The sequence below is a fragment of the Oxynema aestuarii AP17 genome, assembly GCF_012295525.1.
GTDB lineage: Bacteria > Cyanobacteriota > Cyanobacteriia > Cyanobacteriales > Laspinemataceae > Oxynema > Oxynema aestuarii.
On the sequence record NZ_CP051167.1, the window covers coordinates 1,068,536 to 1,087,212 of the forward strand.

Consider the following 18,677-nt stretch of genomic DNA (forward strand, 5'->3'; position numbering starts at 1 on the left):
AGATCGATCGCGATCGATCGACTGGACGACGGCGATCGCAGGGTTATATTCGCGAGGTTTTGAATTTATTCAATTGTAGTTATTGTTAACCGGAAGTTAAGCAGGGCAAAATCTACCACGATCGCCCATCTTTCGAGGGTGTTTTAGAGTTTAGATAAACAGGGGGTAACTACTGGGGTAACTATAGCATTCCTAAATCAGTCGAGTCAGGGCGATCCACCTGAAACCCCTGGGAGTGGGAGCATCTTGCTCCCTACATAGGTTACAAATCATTTAGGATTGCTATACTTAGGGTTCCAAATGCCGATCGCCCACCTCTGCACGGGCGTTCTCGAAATCTTCAGGGGCGATCGTAATTTGCGCCGGATCCGTAATTCCCCGGCGGCGATAGCGGCGGATGGCGGAGAGGGCTGCCCGATCGCTCAACAAGGCTAAATCGGCTCCATTCCAACCTTCCGTGCGATCGCTCCACGCGCCGAGATCGACGCGATCGAGGGGACGGTTTTTATTGTGAACTTGCAAGATAGCGAGCCGGGTGGCGCGATCGGGTACATCCACGGTTAACTGCAAATCCAAGCGTCCGGAACGCCGCAGGGCCGGATCGATCGCCTCCGGTCGATTGGTCGCCGCGATTAAAATCACGTTCGGGGTGGAGTGCAACCCGTCGAGTTCGGCGAGGAACTGACCGACGACGCGATCGCCGACGCCGGAATCGCCGACATTCGACCCCCGAGACGGGGCGATCGTATCCAATTCGTCGATAAAAATGACGCAAGGGGCCGCCTGTCGCGCTTTGGCAAATAATTCGGCGATCGCCTGTTCCGACGCCCCCACCCAGCGACTGAGCAATTCGGCCCCGGTGACGCTGATAAAATTGGCGTTGGCTTGCGCCGCCACCGCTTTCGCTAACAAAGTTTTCCCGGTTCCCGGCGGTCCGGCGAGCAAAATGCCGCGCGGTGCTTTGGCTCCGGTTTTTTGATAGAGTTCGGGGTAAAGTAACGCACCTTCGACGGATTCTTGTAAAATTTGCTTGATTTCGTCCAATCCGCCGATCTCGTCCCAGGCAATTTGCGGCACTTCCAGGGCCAGCGATCGCAACACCGACGGTTCGATCGCCCTTAACGCCTGCCTAAAATCCTCTTCGGTAACGGTCATCTGTTCGGGAATCGGCGCGTCTAATTCGGGAACTAAACGACGTAAGGCGAAATAAGCGGCCTTTTGAGAGAGTGCTTTGAGATCTGCACCCACAAAACCGACACATTTAGCGGCGATCGCCTCTAAATCGACAGATTCGGCTAAGGGCATCGATCGCGTCAAAATCTGCAAGATCTCCAAGCGGGCGCGATCGTCGGGAACCCCAAAACTCACCTCGCGATCGAAGCGTCCCGGACGCCGCAGGGCCGGATCGAGATGGTTGGGACGGTTGGTCGCCGCCAGGACGATGACCCCCTCCGTCGGCGCGAAACCGTCCATCAAGCCTAATAATTGTCCGACGATCCGTTTTTCGACTTCTCCTTCGACTTTGGCGCGATCGGGGGCGAGGGAGTCGATTTCATCGATGAAAATCAGACAGGGCGCCGATCGCGCCGCTTTCTCAAACAGTTGGCGCAAGCGGGCTTCGGCTTCTCCGTAATACTTCCCGACGATTTCCGGGCCGTTGATGGCGATGTAGTTGACCCCGAGTTCTCCGGCGAGCGATCGCGCTGTTAGAGTTTTCCCGGTTCCCGGCGGTCCGACGAGTAAGACCCCGCGCGGCGGTTCTAAACCCAATTTTTCTAATAATTCCGGACGTTTGAGCGGAATTTCTACCAATTCTCTCAATTCTCGGATAACTTCACTCAAGCCGCCGATCTGGGATAAATTCGGCGATCCATGGGACGGGCGATCGTGGGTCGCGGTCTGTCCCGTCTCTCCCGGCGGCGGTGGAGTGACGATGACTTCCGGTTCTGGTGTCGGCGGGCGCCGGGGAATGCTGCCTTGACGGGGAATGGTGCTACTCGATCGCACCCGAACGTCGGTGCGAATTTCCCCTTGTTCGATTTTTTCTTCCAGGGTTTTAGCGAGTTCTAAAAGTTGCTCGAAACCTTTAAATAAATCGTTCATTTGATAACCTCACTTGAGCTGCTTGTTGAAGTTATAGCGATTGTGTTAAGAACGCGATAACCCTGAAAAGGTGTGCGATTGTTTAACTTCTACCCTTGAATATATTTCTCATTTGTTTACCTCACTCATCTGAGAAATCCTTGATAGCGTTTCGCGATTAGATCCACAATCCCCCCCAACCCCCCTTAAAAAGGGGGGAGTCGAGTAAAGTCCCCCTTGTTAAGGGGGATTTAGGGGGATTTAGGGGGATCGGATTTGTACCTCATTGATTTTAAAAGTTCTCGATCGCTTAAGTGCAACGTTCCAAAAATGCCAAGAGTTCCTCGTGAAATGGGTCAGTTGCCCTCATGTAACAGGCATGTCCGGCTTCTTTAAAAATGACTTTTCGCGCATTCGACATTACCTTGACCAGTAAATCCGCTTGTTCGGGACTGACAATGCGATCGTTGCTGCCCCAAACTGCTAACGTCGGCACGGAATTACCTTGCAGCTTTTCTATAAAATTAGGAATGCCAACCGGGGCGATCGCCACAAACCCAAACAGGCGATCGCCATGACCAACGAGGAAGGGCAAACTAAACCGACCGCTCGTCGAAGGCGAAACAACTGCGGTTTTCTCGACTTTTAGCAAGTCGAGGCAGTCCAGCAGAAACGTTTGGGGATTGGCGTTGACGGTTTCCGATTGGCCGTAGCCGGGTAAGTCTAACGCGATGGCTCGATAACCGCGATCGCTCAATAATTGCAAGGTTCCCAATTCTTGCCACGTTTGAGCTTTAAAACTTGCTCCATGTAAAAACAGTACGGTTTTGGCCGCGATCGCCCCAACTTCGAGATAGTGCAAACGGGTATTTTTAAACGTTAGAAATTGCGATCGCACGGACATCTCCCTGTCCTCCTTTCTTATTCCCGACGATTGCCGCCGAGTAATTCGCTATCGACGAAGGTTTTAATCGTATAATCGACTTCTAAATTGAGGCGATCGCCCGCCGGAACTTCAACTTTCCAGCGATAGCCGCCGCGTATGGGCCGACCGCGTTCTTGTTGATTGTAAACTTCCCATTCGGGGACGACGCGATCGATTTGTACGTCTACTTTAGCACCTTCTGCCGGGACGGGCAGGCGATCGCGCACTTCGATGGCGATCGCCCGTTGCAAATTATTGACGATCGCGATCGCGATTTCGTGGCGCAACTCGTTAAACGCCACTAAGGTTTCTCCAGAACGAACTTCGCGATAATTCGTATTGCGGGCAACTTGGATCCCTTGTTCCACTCCCAATCCCAATTCCATTTCCCCCCGTGGTGGAATCGTCGGCATTTCTGTGGATAAAATATACTCGCCATCGACATAAATATCGGCCATTCCCGCTAACAGGGGAGCATCGAGAGGGTTGAGTAGTTGGGCGATCCGAAAAACGTTGGGGTCGATACGCGGGACGACGATATAACGCAACTTCACCTCGGCGTCCCGACTCAGGAGGGCGATCGCGTGAAATTGGCCGTCACTGGGAATATCGAGGCGTCCTTCGGCAGCATAGGCATAATCGAAGGATCCGGCGCTGTATCTCACTTCATGAGAACCGTGCGGCAGATGTACCATAAAACAGCGCTTGGCTTCGGCAAGGGCGTTATTGAGAACCCCTCGAATTGGGAAGGGAACCTTGAGATCTTGCCGTTGTAGGAATTCCAGATAGCGGTCTTCCGGGCTGGAAACCTTGAGTTTTCCGCGTTCTGCCCCATCTTCGGGAGCGCCGAGACGCATGATAGAGTAGGTGAGGCGATCGATGGTTTCGACGGTCTCGGGGATCGGGCTTGGAGGCATGGAGACGGGCGATCGCCGTTGCCTCTGTTGTCCAGCCGATCGCGCTTTTTCGATCGATGCCTTTGGAGAGCGAGCAAATGCCCCCAAAGGAGAATCGTAGTTCATCCCGTCGTCATCAAGCTCTTCAATAAGCTCCTCAATCTCTTCAAGATCTTCACTGAGAGATGGATCTATAGCCTGAGTGAAAGATCGATCTACCACCTGCTTGGAGGCGGGAGCCGCAAAGCTTTCGCTGCTTGTGAGATCGAGAGAAGTTAAGGGAGCGATCGCCGCTTGGAATGAGGGAGACACGGCGATCGCCTCGGTAGAGACAGCCAATTTAGCGGCTTGTTTCTGGCGGTCGTAATCTTCAAATAAATTTTCGGCGCCGACGGGCGGGCGTCGCCATCCCGAGGGCTTGGGTGCGGGTTGCGATCGCCCGATCCGCAGGGAAGCTAACTCTGGTAACTCGCACCAGCTCGACGGTTCGGCGGTGGACAGTTCGACGCGCACCCCGCTCCAATCTTCTCCAGTTCTTTGGCACACCGAGGCGCGCACGGCGATCGTGGCGCGATTGTCCTGGCGGTTCAAGCGACAGATGTAACTCGGCGTCCAGCGCGCTCCGGGGACGAAGTATTCTAAAACGAGTTGAAGGGGAGACTCGGCGGGGCGATCGGTCCAAGAAAGTCCAATAATGGCGGTTTTTCGCAGTTCGTGCGGTTGCGCTTCGCGCGCTGAAGACGCTTGCTGTTGTTGTCGTTCCAAGTCGGCGAGGGCTTGGGTCGCCGTTCGCAAGGCGATCGCCACTTCCCGTTTTTCGACGAATTTGGCTTGCACTTGCTCTTGTGCAAAGTGAGATAACGCCAGACGCGCCCCCATCGGCGAAGGCGGCGGTGATTTTCCAGCTTCCCCTCTCGGGCGATCGGGGACTTCCAAGGTATTGAGATTGGCGATTTCTCGTTGGATCGCGAGAAGGGTATCTTGTAATTGTTTAACTTTGAAGCGCGCTTTTCTCACTTCTGTTTCTAGGGGCGGTTCCCCAGGGTCTTCGCGGGAAGGAACGGCGAGACCGATCGCGATATCGCAGGCGATCGCGCTGTCGCTACCTTCAATACGGGCGCGGACGCTGCGATCGTCTAAAACGAGGGGAAGTCCGGCAATTTCGACGCGATCGCCCCTCCAATCGGGAGGCAATGAAGCGATCCGAGTCACTGTAGCGCCGGAAGCGTAAATTTTTACGCCGTCGATTTTGGAGTCAAGCGGGAGAGGGGCGGACATGGGATTTTAGATTTTAACTAAATGGGGAGTTCGGGGGGCGATCGCACCGGAACGATTCAATTTTAGCGCCGATTGCTGGAGGCGATTTGTCCGATCGCCGCAAATGAGAGACATTGAAAGCATCGTTTTATCAATATTCTCAAATCGTAATGAACGATCGCGTTTTGATTGTTGGGGGAACTGGACGAATCGGATCGAGTGTGGCGCGGGATTTACTCGCACATACCGACGCCCACCTTACCATTACCGGGCGCAATGCGGCCAAAGGGGAAGCCGTTCGCCAGCAGTTAGGCGAACGGGTTGACTTTCTGCAATTGGACTTGAACGATCGCGATCGCCTCCGGGGGGCGATCGGCGAGTCTCACCTCACGATCCATACTGCCGGCCCGTTTCACGATCGCGACGGACGAGTTCTCGATAGTTGTATCGCGGCTGGCGTTAACTATCTCGACGTCAGCGACGATCGCACGTTCACGAAAACAGCCCTCGCCAAAAGTGAGTTAGCCCGGGAAGCCGGGATAACCGCCGCCATCAATACGGGGATTTTTCCCGGCGTTTCCAACAGTTTGACCCGTTACGGCGTCGAACGACTCGACGAAGCGGAAACCATCGAGATCGCTTACGTCGTCGGCGGGTCCGGTGGCGCGGGGGTGACGGTGATGCGAACCACGTTCCTCGGGTTGCAAGCCCCTTTTGAGGCGTGGATTGACGGCAAATGGCAGGTTGTCGAGCCTTACAGCGATCGCGAAACCGTAGATTTCGGCGCGCCTTACGGCCAGATCGGCGTGTACTGGTTCGACATGCCGGAAGTTTACACCCTGCCCCAATCGTTCCCGGTGAAGACGGCGATCGCCAAATTCGGCAGCGCCCCGGATTTGTATAATCGGTTCACCTGGATCGTCGCCCGATCGCCTGCCGCCTGGTTAAAAAATCATGCCGTCGTCGAATTCCTCTCTTATGTGAGTTACGCGATGACCGCACTCACCGATCGCGCCTTCGGGATCGGCGTCGTCGTGCGATCGCGAGTATCGGGACGGAAAAACGGCCAACCTGCCACCATTTGCACCAGCGTCGCCCATCCGGATACCGCGATCGTCACCGGGATGGGGGCCGGGGCGATCGCCCAACGCCTGTTAGAAGGAAGCGTGCGACAACCGGGGGTCTTTCCCGTCGAACGCCTCTTGCCGACCGATTTATTTTTAGAGGGAATGACCCGTAGGGGCATTAAAATCGAGCAAACCTGGGAGTCCTCCACAGCGATCGCCCCCGATCGACCAAACTGAGCGCCGAACCGCGCGGATCGCAGAAAACGTCAGTATCGGCGAACTGACCGACAACCGAATCAAGACAGGCCCTCCTCCTGTCGTCAGCGATCCGCGTAGCGCTTCACTCCTGAGTCCGCTCAACCCCTAACCCTTCAACGTTTCTTCGATCGCCGAGCGCAATTCACCCATGGACGCCGAAGGGGGCAAAATGCGCGTCGCGATCGCCCGCAAGCGCGCTTCGAGAGGGTCGCGATCGGTGTCCGACGGGGCGGACGGCTGCACTTCGCGGCGATCGAAGACTAAAATCGGCGGGCGCTTGGGGGTTTCACTGAGGCGATCGAGGACTTCTAGCACTTCGGGACTTGCCGGGGAATCGCGCCAGCAAATGGAAAGCAGATCGACGCTTTGAGTTTGGATGCGATGCCAGACTTTCGACCAAGACCGGGCGAAAGCGCTTTGAAACCCGGCTTTTTCCAGATATTGAATTAAGGCTGAAAGCCATTCATTTTCGCCACTCGACCGGGTAGGGGCGATCGCGCCGGGTTCGGCGATCGCCAATTCGGCGACCAGAACGGTCGGTTTGGAATGTTTCCCCGTCGCCAGGTGAATCACTTGGACTAACGCGGCAATATTGGGAGTAGAATGCCGTTCGCCGTCCGGGCGATATTGCAAACAGGGAAACACGTTCAAACCGGGAACTTGATAGGCGGCGCGGGTGGTTTCCGATTCGAGAGGAATGAGAGGAAGACCTGCCAAAATCGGATATTGGCTGAATTTGCGTAAAAAGGTGACCGGATCGTGCAGATGTTCGCCACTTTCAAGCACGATCGCGTCAATTTGCCAGACTCGCGCCAGCAGTTCCGCTTGTTCGAGGTCCTCGGCTTCTAAGACCCGGTAATGGAGACCCCGTTCTACCTCAATTTGCGCGGACAGCAGGGAGTGAAGGGGTTGGACGTCGAGACTGCTGGGGGCAAAGTCGGCCCGATCGAGGGATTGCCAGGTTTCGAGGGGGCGCAAATGCAAGATCGTCAAGTGGGTCAACGGTCCTCCCGGAGCATCGTGGCGATCGTGACGGTCGTTTGCGGAAGGGACGATCTGAGCCATTTGAGCGGCTAAGGCCCGTTCGTCAATGGGGGTTCGCACGAAACCGTCCGCCCCCGCCAGCAGGGCTCGTTCTTTGTCCGCTTCGGTGGCGACGACCACGATCGGAATTTGGCGCGTTTGTCCCTGGGATTTGAGTAAGGTCAGCACGTCCCAACCGGAGAGTAAGGGGAGTAAGGGATTGAGAAAGATCGTTTGTGGTTGGAGGCGGCGGGCTTTTTCGAGGGCTTCGGTTCCCGTCCGGGCGATCGCCACCTGATAGCCCAAGGCGGTGAGTTGTTCGCTCAACCGATCGATGGATTGGGGAACCACTTCGACGAGTAAAACCAAGCGATTCGAGAGGGGTCCGGATTCGCCGAGGGCGGTGGTCGGTTGGGGGGGAGAGGGGGGCAGGAGTAAGGTAAATTGGCTGCCTTTACCTTCCGTGGAAATAAAGGTAACGTCGCCGCCGTGAGCCCGGGCCAGACGTTGGGTGAGGACTAACCCCAACCCGGTGCCTTCAAATTGACGGGTGAGGGGATTTTCTAACTGTTGGAATTTTTGGAAGATGAGATGCTGTTTTTCTGCGGGGATGCCGATGCCCGTGTCGCTGATGGTGAAGGCAATCCAGCCGCCCCAGCGATTGACTTTGAGCGTAATGGATCCTTCTGGCGGGGTAAATTTGGCGGCATTGGAGAGCAGGTTATAGAGCATCTGGCGCAAGCGCAGTTCGTCGGCGACGACGCTGGTGAGATCGGGTTCGATCTCCAAGGTGAATTGGCTGGTAATGCGATCGCCCGGTTTGGAGGGGACGTGTTCTTGTCGTTCGCGTTGTTCGGCTTCGGGAAGGGAGAGATGAGCTTGTTCGAGGGCGCGTTGACAGACATCGTGCAGGTTGACGGGTTCGAGAATCAGTTCCATTTGCCCGCTTTCGATCCGGGTCAGGTCGAGAATGTCGTTGACGACGTTCATGAGGTGGCGCCCGCTTTGATAAATCATTTGGGCGTAACGTTCTTGACGGTCGCTGAGCGGCCCGAGGGCGCGGTCTTTGAGCAAGGTGGACAGACCCAGAACGGAGGTGAGCGGGGTTTTGAGTTCGTGGCTGATACAGGCGAGAAATTCGTCTTTGAGTCGGTTGAGTTGGATTAAATCGGCATTTTTGGCCGCCAGTTCTTTGGCGACTTGTTGGCGATCGCTGACATCTTGAGCCAGGATCAGCCACAAGGTTTCGTTGGTTTCCGAGCTGTTTTCGGCGCCGGGGCGATACGCCGTTGGCGATCGGGTCGCGTGCGCTATAGCCTTCGGCATGGCTTCGCTAGTGCGCTTAGTGTCCCCGTAGGCGTTAGGCGTCGCTTCGCGAATGGGGGGCGCTCTGAGATTGGGATTGGAGCTTTCGATCCCCGGTTGGGGGTGTAACAGTCGCAGATTCGGGGTTCTGGCGATCGTTCGATTCGGCGAGTCGCCGCCGATGACGATGCCGATCGGTATTTGGACGAACTGCCAGACGGCATTTTGACCGTCGGGCATCGAGCAAGATCCCGCACTGTCTTTTTCCGGGCGATCGGCTGGTTGGGGATGGGGTTCGTCTGCCACGCCGGAGCTAAATTGCTGCCGCCATGCCCGATTTTCGGATAAAATATGGCCGCCGTGGGTTTGCAATTTCATCGGCAAGGGCATCTCTTCGAGCAGATCGCCTAATGGGGGCAGGGCATGGGAATCGGTCTCGACCGGGTTGCTGGCGGAATCTGTGCCGGGTGGTAGCATCTCTCTGGCCGCAAAATCGAGCAGGCAGACTGGATCGAGTAGTCCGAGGATTTCTCCGGTGGTTTCGACGATCGCCCACTGGCTGACGCTATGGGATCCGGGGGTTTGCGAGTGCAAGTGCTGCCAAAATTCTACCCAGGGCACTCCGGCACCCCAAATTTCCACGGGTTCGATCGCATCGGCGGCCCATTCCCATAAGGGATCTTCTGGAGCGGGTTTGGGGTCGAGATCGCCGGGGGAGAGTAAATACGGCAGCAGTCGGGCGAGGGCGATCGTCCCTACGGGGGTCTGTTGGCGGTCTACGAGAATCAGGCGATCTCCCGGCCACTCGCTGGCGCGGCAGTCGCCCAAGCGCGAATGCAATTCTGATATACTGACCGTTTGCGCGCAAACCCAGGTGGGGCGGACAAAGGCTTTGAGAGTTAAGGGGATTGTGGACACGATCGATCTTATGGGAATCTTAGGGGGATAATAGCAACTTCGACACGGGCGATCGGGTCAGTTTGAGTGCGCTTTTGGGAAGGTGGCACGCGGCGGACGACGGTCACGCGGCGATCTCCAGTCGAACCCAAGCGCGATCGTGACGGGGAAGCGACCCCCAGGCCGCAACTTTGCCGTCGCTTTCTCTGACGCCAGCACGATGCCCTCGCACGGTATGGCCGCCCAAACTAGAGAACGAGAACGTCAGGAGGTACAACTCAATTATGGATCTCGAACGGAACGGACGAGGATATTGCTATTACAATAAGTTATAGAGCTTCTTTATCGGTTTAAATCAATCTTAAGTTGACTGTTTTAGCGAGTCGCCATCGGCTCCGGACTGTTGAAATCGGCTGTTATTTATTTGTTTAATCGGGTAAGGCTTTGCATTCCCAACTATCGATTTGCATTTTCACCACCGAGGAGAACCTCACCCAATCGCTCGATGCTTACTTGGCGGGCGATCGCTACCTCGCGAACTCTTTTCAGTCAGTCGAAGGGTTTTTAAAGTATGTTTTAGCCCACAAACAGCAACTCGATTGTTTGATTTTACAATCCGATTCGGCTTTGAAAATTCTATCGGAAAAGTTGCACGCCGAAGGGATTCTTCTGCCTGCAACGATCTTGCATTTAGAAGAAGAAAGCATTCCCCTCGACCCTTCCCCAGACTCTGGCGAAACGCCAACGCCGACCCCCGTCGCCGGGGGAGCCAGAAATGGCAGCAAAGTTTATCCTAGTTTGTTTTATCACACGGCAGAAGTTCACTTGTGGGTTGAAAATCTCGACGAACTGCCCCGCAGCATCGAACGGGCGATCGCCCAATTTCTCAATCTTTCCCCGAGTGTGAGCCTCGGCGATCGCCCCGTGGCTAACTCCCAAACCCCAACCAATCCAGCCACTCAAAATTTTTTGCTGAACCAACAGCGTCGTCTCGCCGAAAAACTCAGGGAGCGACTAGGATACTTAGGCGTGTATTACAAACGAAACCCACAGCGTTTTGTTCGCAACCTTTCTCCGGGAGAAAGAGACAACTTTTTAAAACAATTAAAGGCGGATTATCGAGAAATTGTCTTGTACTATTTTGCCGATGACGGTACCCTCAATCAACGCATTGACGAGTATGTCAATATGGCCTTTCTCTCCGATATTTCCGTCACCCAAATTGTCGAAATTCACATGGAGCTAATGGACGATTTTTCTAAACAATTAAAATTGGAAGGTCGCAGCGAAGAAATTCTCCTCGACTATCGGCTGACTTTGATTGACATCATCGCTCATTTATGCGAAATGTATCGACGTTCGATCCCGAGAGAATCGTGATGTCAGTCCCGGAATACGCCCTGTTCGGTTTCGCTCTTCCCTCAATTTACGACCCAGATCTTATCTATGAGTCCTCCTAAAAAAACTTACGTCCTCAAGCTCTACGTCGCGGGCAACACCCCCAACTCGGTCCGCGCTTTAAAAACCCTGAAAAATATTCTCGAACAAGAATTCCAAGGGGTCTACGCCCTCAAAGTGATCGACGTTCTCAAAAATCCACAATTGGCCGAAGAAGATAAAATCTTGGCCACCCCGACTTTATCGAAAATCTTACCCCCTCCCGTGCGTAAGATTATTGGCGATCTTTCCGATCGCGAGAAAGTCTTGATCGGCTTGGACTTACTGTACGAAGAACTGCGCGATCAAGAATTGGATTGATAAACTAATCAACCCGAGATTGCCGTATCCGGCGATCGCCACCCTCCCACAACCACCTATCATTTGTCCGTGGTATTCCTGCCACTGTGAACCACCAAAGCTATGAATTCTAAGAAGCCATCCGGACTAGGAGAAGAACTACCCACCGTAGGAGTCCCCAAAATTCGGACCATGATTGAGGGGTTTGACGATATCAGTCATGGCGGAATGCCCGTCAGTCGCACCACCTTGGTAAGCGGAACGTCAGGTACCGGAAAAACCCTCTTTGCGGTTCAATTTCTCTACAATGGCATCACCTACTTCGACGAACCCGGCGTATTTGTCACCTTCGAGGAATCTCCCACCGATATTATCAAAAACGCCTCCAGCTTTGGTTGGGATTTGCAGCACTTAGTCGATGAAGGCAAACTTTTTATTCTCGATGCCTCTCCCGACCCCGAAGGTCAAGATGTCGTCGGTAATTTCGACCTGTCCGCCCTGATCGAACGCATCCAATACGCCATCCGCAAGTATAAAGCACGCCGAGTCTCGATCGACTCCGTCACTGCCGTCTTCCAACAGTACGACGCCGCCTCCGTCGTCCGTCGCGAAATCTTCCGCCTCGTCGCCCGCCTCAAACAAGTCGGCGCCACCACGATCATGACCACCGAACGGGTGGAAGAATACGGTCCGGTCGCCCGCTTTGGCGTCGAAGAGTTCGTTTCCGATAACGTCGTCATCCTGCGTAACGTCCTCGAAGGCGAACGGCGCCGCCGCACGATCGAAATTCTCAAATTGCGTGGGACTACCCACATGAAGGGAGAATATCCTTTCACCATGACCACCGACGGGATTAATATCTTTCCCCTCGGCGCCATGCGCCTCACCCAGCGATCGTCCAACGCCCGCGTGTCTTCCGGGGTCAAGACCCTCGACGAAATGTGTGGCGGCGGTTTCTTCAAAGATTCGATCATTCTGGCGACCGGGGCGACGGGAACCGGGAAAACCCTGCTGGTGAGCAAGTTTCTCGAAGATGCGTGCATGAACGGCGAACGGGCGATGATGTTCGCTTACGAAGAATCCCGCGCCCAACTTTTGAGAAATGCCTATTCTTGGGGCATCGATTTTGAGGAGTTGGAGAAAAAAGGCTTGCTCAGAATCATGTGCGCCTATCCCGAATCGGCGGGTTTGGAAGATCACTTGCAGATTATTAAAACAGAAATTGCCGAGTTCAAACCGTCGCGAATCGCGATCGATTCCCTGTCCGCGTTGGCGCGAGGGGTGAGTAACAATGCCTTCCGCCAATTCGTGATCGGCGTGACCGGATACGCCAAACAAGAGGAAATTACCGGGTTTTTCACCAATACCACGGACCAGTTTATGGGGTCTCACTCGATCACCGACTCCCATATTTCCACGATTACCGACACGATCATCATGTTGCAATACGTGGAGATTCGCGGCGAAATGTCTCGGGCGATCAACGTGTTCAAAATGCGCGGATCCTGGCACGATAAAGGGATCCGCGAGTATACGATCAGCGAACACGGGCCGGAGATTAAGGATTCGTTCCGCAACTACGAACGGATTATTAGCGGTTCGCCGAGTCGCATTTCTGTGGATGAAAAGAGCGAACTCTCACGTATTGTTAAAGGCGTACAGGGGAAAGTCGGCGAGTAGGTTGCTCAGTTAGAGGGGAAATAGAAAAGGGTGGAGTCAATTCCACCCTTTTTTTGTGTAAGCTGTTTCGGCTTTTAAAAATTGATGTAGCTCTACAAGTTTGTAAGAGCCTTTCGAGGTAACCCATTGAGGAATTTCAAGACTCACAGACGATCGCCCAGTAAAGCGCGATCGCCGCGCGCCACCAGGACGAAAATGAAACAACTCTGAAGAAATGTCGATCGCCCCTCCGGGATATGTGAGGAATTACAATCGAGGGGAGACTTTCTCAAAACGGGGGCGAGGGGATGGCGCAGGACAAAGAAAAAGACAAAGAAAAAGACAAGAAAAAAGTCGATCCGACGACGGCGGCGATCGCCCTGGGGTGGAAGCTGTGGATCTTCTTTATGTTTGGCTTCTACTTCCTGGGCTATTCGGCGATTTTGAGTATCGCTTTGGGGGCGATCGCGGCGAGTTGTGGCGGGTCGATTCTGCGCTGGTGGTACGACCCCGAACCGCCGAATTTCGAGTTACCGGACCAACCGAAACGGCGCACTTTGGCGGCGGTCACCCAAGAGAGGATCGCCAAAAAGCAAGCGCGAGAAAAAGGACAGAAAAAACCCAGCAAACGCCGACAATTGCAGGATTTAGGTAAAAAACTACTGGGGAAATGAGGCGATCGCCCCTCCGGCGACGCCTCTGCAACCCTCGAACGGTCAATTTTTTGTCGATTTCCTGACTTTTCCTCTCAGTTTGGCGATCGATTGGTAACAAAATTTAACCCGTCACTTATCACGAACGCGAACGATTGTCAACGGCGCGATCGCCGAGCTTATCGCCGTATCTGCGTTTAAATGAGAGTACGAGCAAGATCGAATGGTAAATGAGGCGATCGCCTCTCCCAACTCCTCCCGTTTTTCTGAAAAACTCAGCCCACGTAAAATCGCCAGTTGCGCCGCTTAATATAAATTTTTTTAAAGATTGTTGACATCCGAAATAAACAGTAAAATAGAATACAGAAAAAAGAAGTGAAGCTGTCTTGGCCTCGCAAACTCTCTTTACTATATCTGTAATATGAACGGGACACCTGATATGAAACTGACTTATCGCGGCATCGGTTACGACTACGAACCCCCCACGATCGACATGATGGAAAGCGAATTCGGCGGGAAATATCGCGGCAATGCTTGGACCGTGCGCTATCCGAGACACGTTCCCGTCCCCCAACCCGTTGCCACGCTCAAATATCGCGGCGTCCCTTACCAGACGGGACAAACCCTCGGCAGCCGCACCCCAGTCACTGCCTCAGTTCCGGCGGCGGCGATCGCGGTTTCAATGGACAACCCCCACGAGGAAATGTTGGCTGAAGTCGCCAAAGCCCATCGCGAGAGCATCTGCCGCAGTTTGGAACGGCGCTTGGAAGCAGCGAAAGCACGGGGCGATCGGCATCTGGTGCAAATGCTTGAAAAAGAATCTCAGCAATTGACTTGCTCGATTGGATAACCTCGCGATCGATTCGTATGGGTTACGAGAGAAGGGCGGGCCACGAGTTCGCCCTTCTCTGTAGGTCGATGAGACCTTTGGTCTCACGAAGGAAAGATCCCCCCAACCCCCCTTAACAAGGGGGGTTTTTGTTGGTGCGCGATCGCTGGGGCGCCGCCGTCAGGATAGCTCTCTTAAAGCTTCAAATCCGGAGACAATATCGAGCAGTTCGCTAGTAATCGAGTTTTGGCGTTCGTACTGATACTGCACGTTGAGGTCTTCGAGGCGATCGCCGATATTTTTTTCGGCAATTTGCATCGACGCCAACCGACTCGCATTTTCACTGGCGAGGGATTGCGCACAAGCGCGAAACAGCGAAACAAAGCAATATTCGCGAATTAAAGCCGAAAACAGGCGATCGGGGGCGAGGGTAAACTGGGGAAGCATCCGCGTCGGCCATTGGCTGGATTTGAGCCGGTCTAACCAGGGGCGATCGAGGGGTAAAATTTGCTGTTGGTAAGGGCGATAGGCCGAACTCCCGCGAGATTGGTTGTAAAACAACACCAAACGATCGATCGCCTGCCGTTCCTGCCACGGATCGATCGCCAGCAAAATTTCGCGCACTAAAGTGGCGATCGCACTGGCGGAACTGGGAACCGCAAACTGTCGGTCTACCTGGAGTCCCGCCGCTTCCAAAGCCCCCGCCGCGCGCAGTCCCACCACCAAAATCCGGCGATCGCGCGATCGCTCCGACTGCCGCTCGATCGCGGCGATCGCCACACTGGCAATTTGTTCGTTAAATTGACCGCACATTCCCCAATCGGAACCGAACACCACCGCCGCAAAAGACTCGCCAGCACCGGGACGGAGCGATCGCGGTTGCACCTGGGTTCTCAAGACCACCTGCAACCCCATTTCCACGGTGCGGTTGTACTCGGCGAGGGATTCGACGGCTTTCTCGTACTGCCGAATACTCACCGCAGCCAGGGCTTTCATGGTTTTGACCACCGAGAGCAAATCGCGACTGGTGTCGATTTGCCGTTTTAAATCCTCGATATTTGTCATCGGCGCCACTCCGCGATCGAAATTTACAGGGTTTGCAAAGCGCGACGGGCTTCGTCCAACAAGGTATGGCGATCGCCCTCACTCAAAACCTCGTTAGCGCGAATGCGATCGCACACTTGGGGCACGGCTTGCCGGAGGCGATCGCGAATCGCCGTTTCCGCCTGTCGGATCTCCGTTAACGGCAACTCGTCGAATAAACCGTTAGTCACCGCTAACAAAACCGCGATTTGTTCCTCGACGGGTAACGGTAGATAGGGCGGTTGCTTGAGAACTTCGCGCACCCGGCGGCCCCGTTCCAAGGTTTGGCGGGTACTTTCATCTAATCGGGTGCCGAAGCGGGAGAACACCTCCAATTCCTGAAATTGAGAATAGGACAAGCGCAAATCTCCCGCCACGGAACGATAGGCGCTCAGTTGAGTTTTCCCGCCGACCCGGGAGACCGATCGCCCGACATCGACCGCCGGTAATATGCCTTTTTGGAATAAGTCCGGCGAGAGGTAGATCTGACCGTCGGTGATTGAAATTAGGTTGGTGGGAATATACGCCGAGAGATTTTGACCTTGGGTTTCCACGATCGGCAACGCCGTGAGGGAACCGCCGCCCAATTCCTGGCGTAAGTGGGTCGATCGCTCTAACAAGCGGGAGTGAATGTAGAAAATATCCCCGGGAAAGGCTTCCCGTCCCGGCGGACGACGCAGCAACAACGACAGTTCGCGATAGGCCCGGGCGTGGCGGGTCAAGTCGTCGTAAACTACGAGGACATCGCGGCCTTGTTCCATAAAATATTCCCCGATCGCCGTCGCCGCATAGGGAGCGATATATTGCAATCCCGGAGGATCTTCCGCCGCCGCGACCACGACCAGACAATCTTGCAGGCGATCGCGCGATCTCAACTCCTCGATAAATTGTGCCACCGCCCAATTGCGCTGACCGATCGCACAATAAATACAAATCACTCCCGTTTCTCGTTGGTTGACGATCGTATCGAGGGCGATCGTCGTTTTTCCGGTCTGGCGATCGCCTAAAATCAGTTCTCGCTGACCGCGACCGATCGGAATCAGGGCATCGATCGCTTTCAAGCCCGTTTGCAAAGGAACCGTGACCGGGGCACGGTCCATAATCGGGCGGGCTTCCCGTTCCACCGGAGAACGACGGGCAAACTGGATCGGCCCGCGATTGTCCAGGGGTTCCCCGGTCGGCGTCATCACCCGACCGATTAGGCCGTTACCCACGGGAACGTCTAACACTCGCCGGGTCCGGCGCACGCGATCGCCCGCTTTGAGCGATTCCCCCGCACCGAGCAGGATCGCCCCGACTTGGTGGCGGTCGAGATCGAAGGCCATCCCTAAAAGGTTATCGGGAAATCGGATTAATTCGTCGGATTTCACCGTCGGTAAACCGTCGATCCGCGCGATTCCGTGGCCGACCGATCGCACGATCCCGACTTCTTGCAAGGCTAAATCGGTGTCGGCGTCGGCGAGGGCGCGATCGATCGCTTCAAACGTGCGATCGATCGAGGATTTGAGCGGGGGAGGGTTCGCGTCTTCACTCATGAGAACCTCACCGGAGAACGACAATCGCCATTTTCGCTATTGTGGGGGCGGGTTAAGTTGACTCATTCCCCCGAGGTACAGCGTCGGCGGCGATCGCTCGCTCTGTTTAAAAACTACGTTGACTCCAGTCTAACTGAGGATTGGAGATTTGATAGATTTTAGATTTTTGCTAAAGTGGAATTGCCATAAAGCTTTGCAACAAATATTGAAGCAGCAGTAACAATCCGGCTACATTGAAGGCGATCGTCACGACTAAGGCAAAGATCCCGTAGAGGGAATAAGCTAATTCGTAAATATCCCCGCCAATCCAAGGTTTGCGATCGACGGCGACCCATTTGGAAAGGCGATCGCCGAGAAATTCATGGCCGAGTTTCGGGTGCGTAAAATAGACTTTGGCCGAGGATCGTTTCTGATGAACTACCAATCCTCGTTTACTGGCGACAATTTTGGCGATCTTATCCAATCGGATGATAAACCCGGGTTCGACATAACTGGAAAAATCGGGACACCAGTAACAGGCTAAATATTTTGGGGTCAGTAATAAGTACGCCAATTCGCCGTGATAGCGAACGGCCACCCCGTCGGAGACTTCCCCGTAGGAGGGGACGAATTCGACGAGCAGATCGGCTAATTTCGGCAGGGCGTAATAGTAGGCGATGCTCCATTTGCCTTTCGTGGGGAGGCGCAGGCGATCGTGCAGCCAATCTTCCCAATCTTCGGCGCTCATCTGCTCGAACTCGATCGCCGCCGGGGCGGGGACTGGCGTCACGGGGGGTCGTGGCGTCGGTGGGGTCGGTGGTGCTGGGGGAGTGACCGGACGTGGGGGAGTGGCTCGTGGAGGTGGAGCGGAACGCACGGGGGTGACAGGTGGCGGTGGAGGGGCGGGTGCTGGCAGTTGGGGGGGTTGTTGCACCGTGGTCGGAAAAGAAAGGGGGCGATCGCCCGGATTTGCCCCATTCAGTTGCACTTTTTCAACCCAAGCGGGGGACTTTTTGCCCGTTTGAATCCCGTAAATTTTGACGAGCTGGATCGAGGGCGGATCCAAGTTTTGGAGTCCTTGACTGACAAAAGGAGCGAGGATCTGTTGGTTGGGAACGCGATCGGCTTCTAAGATCACTTGCAGACACTCGCCTTTGAGAAAGATTTTGGCGGTGATGCCTTTGGGTTGCAACGACTTGTTGATTAAAGCCGCGATCGCTTTCGGCTGACCTTGTTTGGCCAGTTGTAGGAGGGTCGTTTGGGTCATTGCTCGCGCTCGATGCTGGTCAAGGACGGCGAAGAATACTTTCAGGATACCCTTGAAGCTCGTCCACTCGGGCGATCGCCTTAGAACAAATCGGAGAACACATCGGCGGCGATCGGCCAGTGTAAGTCAAATTTTAGTTTAAAGTCTGCCAAATGCCCCGTTCGTTGATTGTGAAGTCGGGCGATCGATCCACCACACTCCCCGGAGTCCAGCAAAGTCCCGAAT

At 54.6% G+C, this 18,677-nt stretch carries 13 protein-coding genes; 6 read left to right on the forward strand and 7 right to left on the reverse strand.

Features of this window, described 5'->3' with window-relative positions:
• Nucleotides 1–288: 288 nt before the first annotated feature.
• From HCG48_RS04220 to HCG48_RS04230, 3 genes are all read right to left on the reverse strand, one after another.
• On the reverse strand, nt 289–2,103 hold the full coding sequence (locus HCG48_RS04220) for an AAA family ATPase (RefSeq protein ID WP_168568041.1): 1,815 nt from the start codon (nt 2,101–2,103) through the stop codon (nt 289–291).
• Between the two features lie 289 nt (nt 2,104–2,392).
• Nucleotides 2,393–2,986, reverse strand: coding sequence for an alpha/beta fold hydrolase (locus HCG48_RS04225; protein ID WP_168568042.1), 594 nt, complete (start codon nt 2,984–2,986; stop codon nt 2,393–2,395).
• A 17-nt stretch (nt 2,987–3,003) separates the two neighbouring features.
• Nucleotides 3,004–5,181 (reverse strand): DUF4139 domain-containing protein, encoded by a 2,178-nt coding sequence (locus tag HCG48_RS04230; RefSeq protein ID WP_168568043.1) that lies wholly within the window; start codon nt 5,179–5,181, stop codon nt 3,004–3,006.
• A 149-nt stretch (nt 5,182–5,330) separates the two neighbouring features.
• On the opposite strand from HCG48_RS04230, the gene HCG48_RS04235 reads away from it, so the two are divergent.
• A complete protein-coding gene (locus HCG48_RS04235) occupies nt 5,331–6,464 on the forward strand; it encodes a saccharopine dehydrogenase family protein (protein ID WP_168568044.1) in 1,134 nt (377 codons plus the stop codon).
• 126 nt (nt 6,465–6,590) lie between these two features.
• On the opposite strand, the gene HCG48_RS04240 is transcribed toward HCG48_RS04235, so the two are convergent.
• The gene (locus HCG48_RS04240) at nt 6,591–9,731 is read right to left on the reverse strand and encodes a hybrid sensor histidine kinase/response regulator (protein WP_168568045.1); all 3,141 of its coding nucleotides are present in this window, start codon (nt 9,729–9,731) and stop codon (nt 6,591–6,593) included.
• Between the two features lie 423 nt (nt 9,732–10,154).
• Between HCG48_RS04240 and HCG48_RS04245 the strand changes: the two genes are divergently transcribed.
• The 5 genes from HCG48_RS04245 to pirA all read left to right on the forward strand — a co-directional run bounded on the left by HCG48_RS04245 (nt 10,155) and on the right by pirA (nt 14,609).
• A complete protein-coding gene (locus HCG48_RS04245; protein WP_168568046.1) occupies nt 10,155–11,090 on the forward strand; it encodes a circadian clock protein KaiA in 936 nt (311 codons plus the stop codon).
• A gap of 66 nt (nt 11,091–11,156) precedes the next feature.
• On the forward strand, nt 11,157–11,468 hold the full coding sequence (gene kaiB, locus HCG48_RS04250; protein ID WP_168568047.1) for a circadian clock protein KaiB: 312 nt from the start codon (nt 11,157–11,159) through the stop codon (nt 11,466–11,468).
• Nucleotides 11,469–11,570: 102 nt separating this feature from the next.
• Nucleotides 11,571–13,127: a circadian clock protein KaiC gene (gene kaiC / locus HCG48_RS04255; RefSeq protein ID WP_168568048.1), complete on the forward strand. Its 1,557-nt coding sequence runs from the start codon at nt 11,571–11,573 to the stop codon at nt 13,125–13,127.
• A gap of 287 nt (nt 13,128–13,414) precedes the next feature.
• A complete protein-coding gene (locus HCG48_RS04260) occupies nt 13,415–13,780 on the forward strand; it encodes a hypothetical protein (protein WP_168568049.1) in 366 nt (121 codons plus the stop codon).
• A gap of 418 nt (nt 13,781–14,198) precedes the next feature.
• On the forward strand, nt 14,199–14,609 hold the full coding sequence (pirA, locus tag HCG48_RS04265) for an arginine synthesis PII-interacting regulator PirA (RefSeq protein WP_168568050.1): 411 nt from the start codon (nt 14,199–14,201) through the stop codon (nt 14,607–14,609).
• Nucleotides 14,610–14,768: 159 nt separating this feature from the next.
• Here the strand turns inward: pirA and HCG48_RS04270 are convergent, their stop codons facing one another.
• The 3 genes from HCG48_RS04270 to HCG48_RS04280 all read right to left on the reverse strand — a co-directional run bounded on the left by HCG48_RS04270 (nt 14,769) and on the right by HCG48_RS04280 (nt 18,452).
• Entirely contained in the window at nt 14,769–15,653 is an 885-nt protein-coding gene (locus HCG48_RS04270) for a F0F1 ATP synthase subunit gamma (RefSeq protein ID WP_168568051.1), read from the reverse strand.
• Between the two features lie 23 nt (nt 15,654–15,676).
• Entirely contained in the window at nt 15,677–17,206 is a 1,530-nt protein-coding gene (locus tag HCG48_RS04275; protein ID WP_168568052.1) for an alternate F1F0 ATPase, F1 subunit alpha, read from the reverse strand.
• A 169-nt stretch (nt 17,207–17,375) separates the two neighbouring features.
• Nucleotides 17,376–18,452, reverse strand: a complete 1,077-nt coding sequence (locus HCG48_RS04280) for a hypothetical protein (RefSeq protein WP_168568053.1) — start codon at nt 18,450–18,452, stop codon at nt 17,376–17,378.
• Between the last annotated feature and the right edge of the window lie 225 nt (nt 18,453–18,677).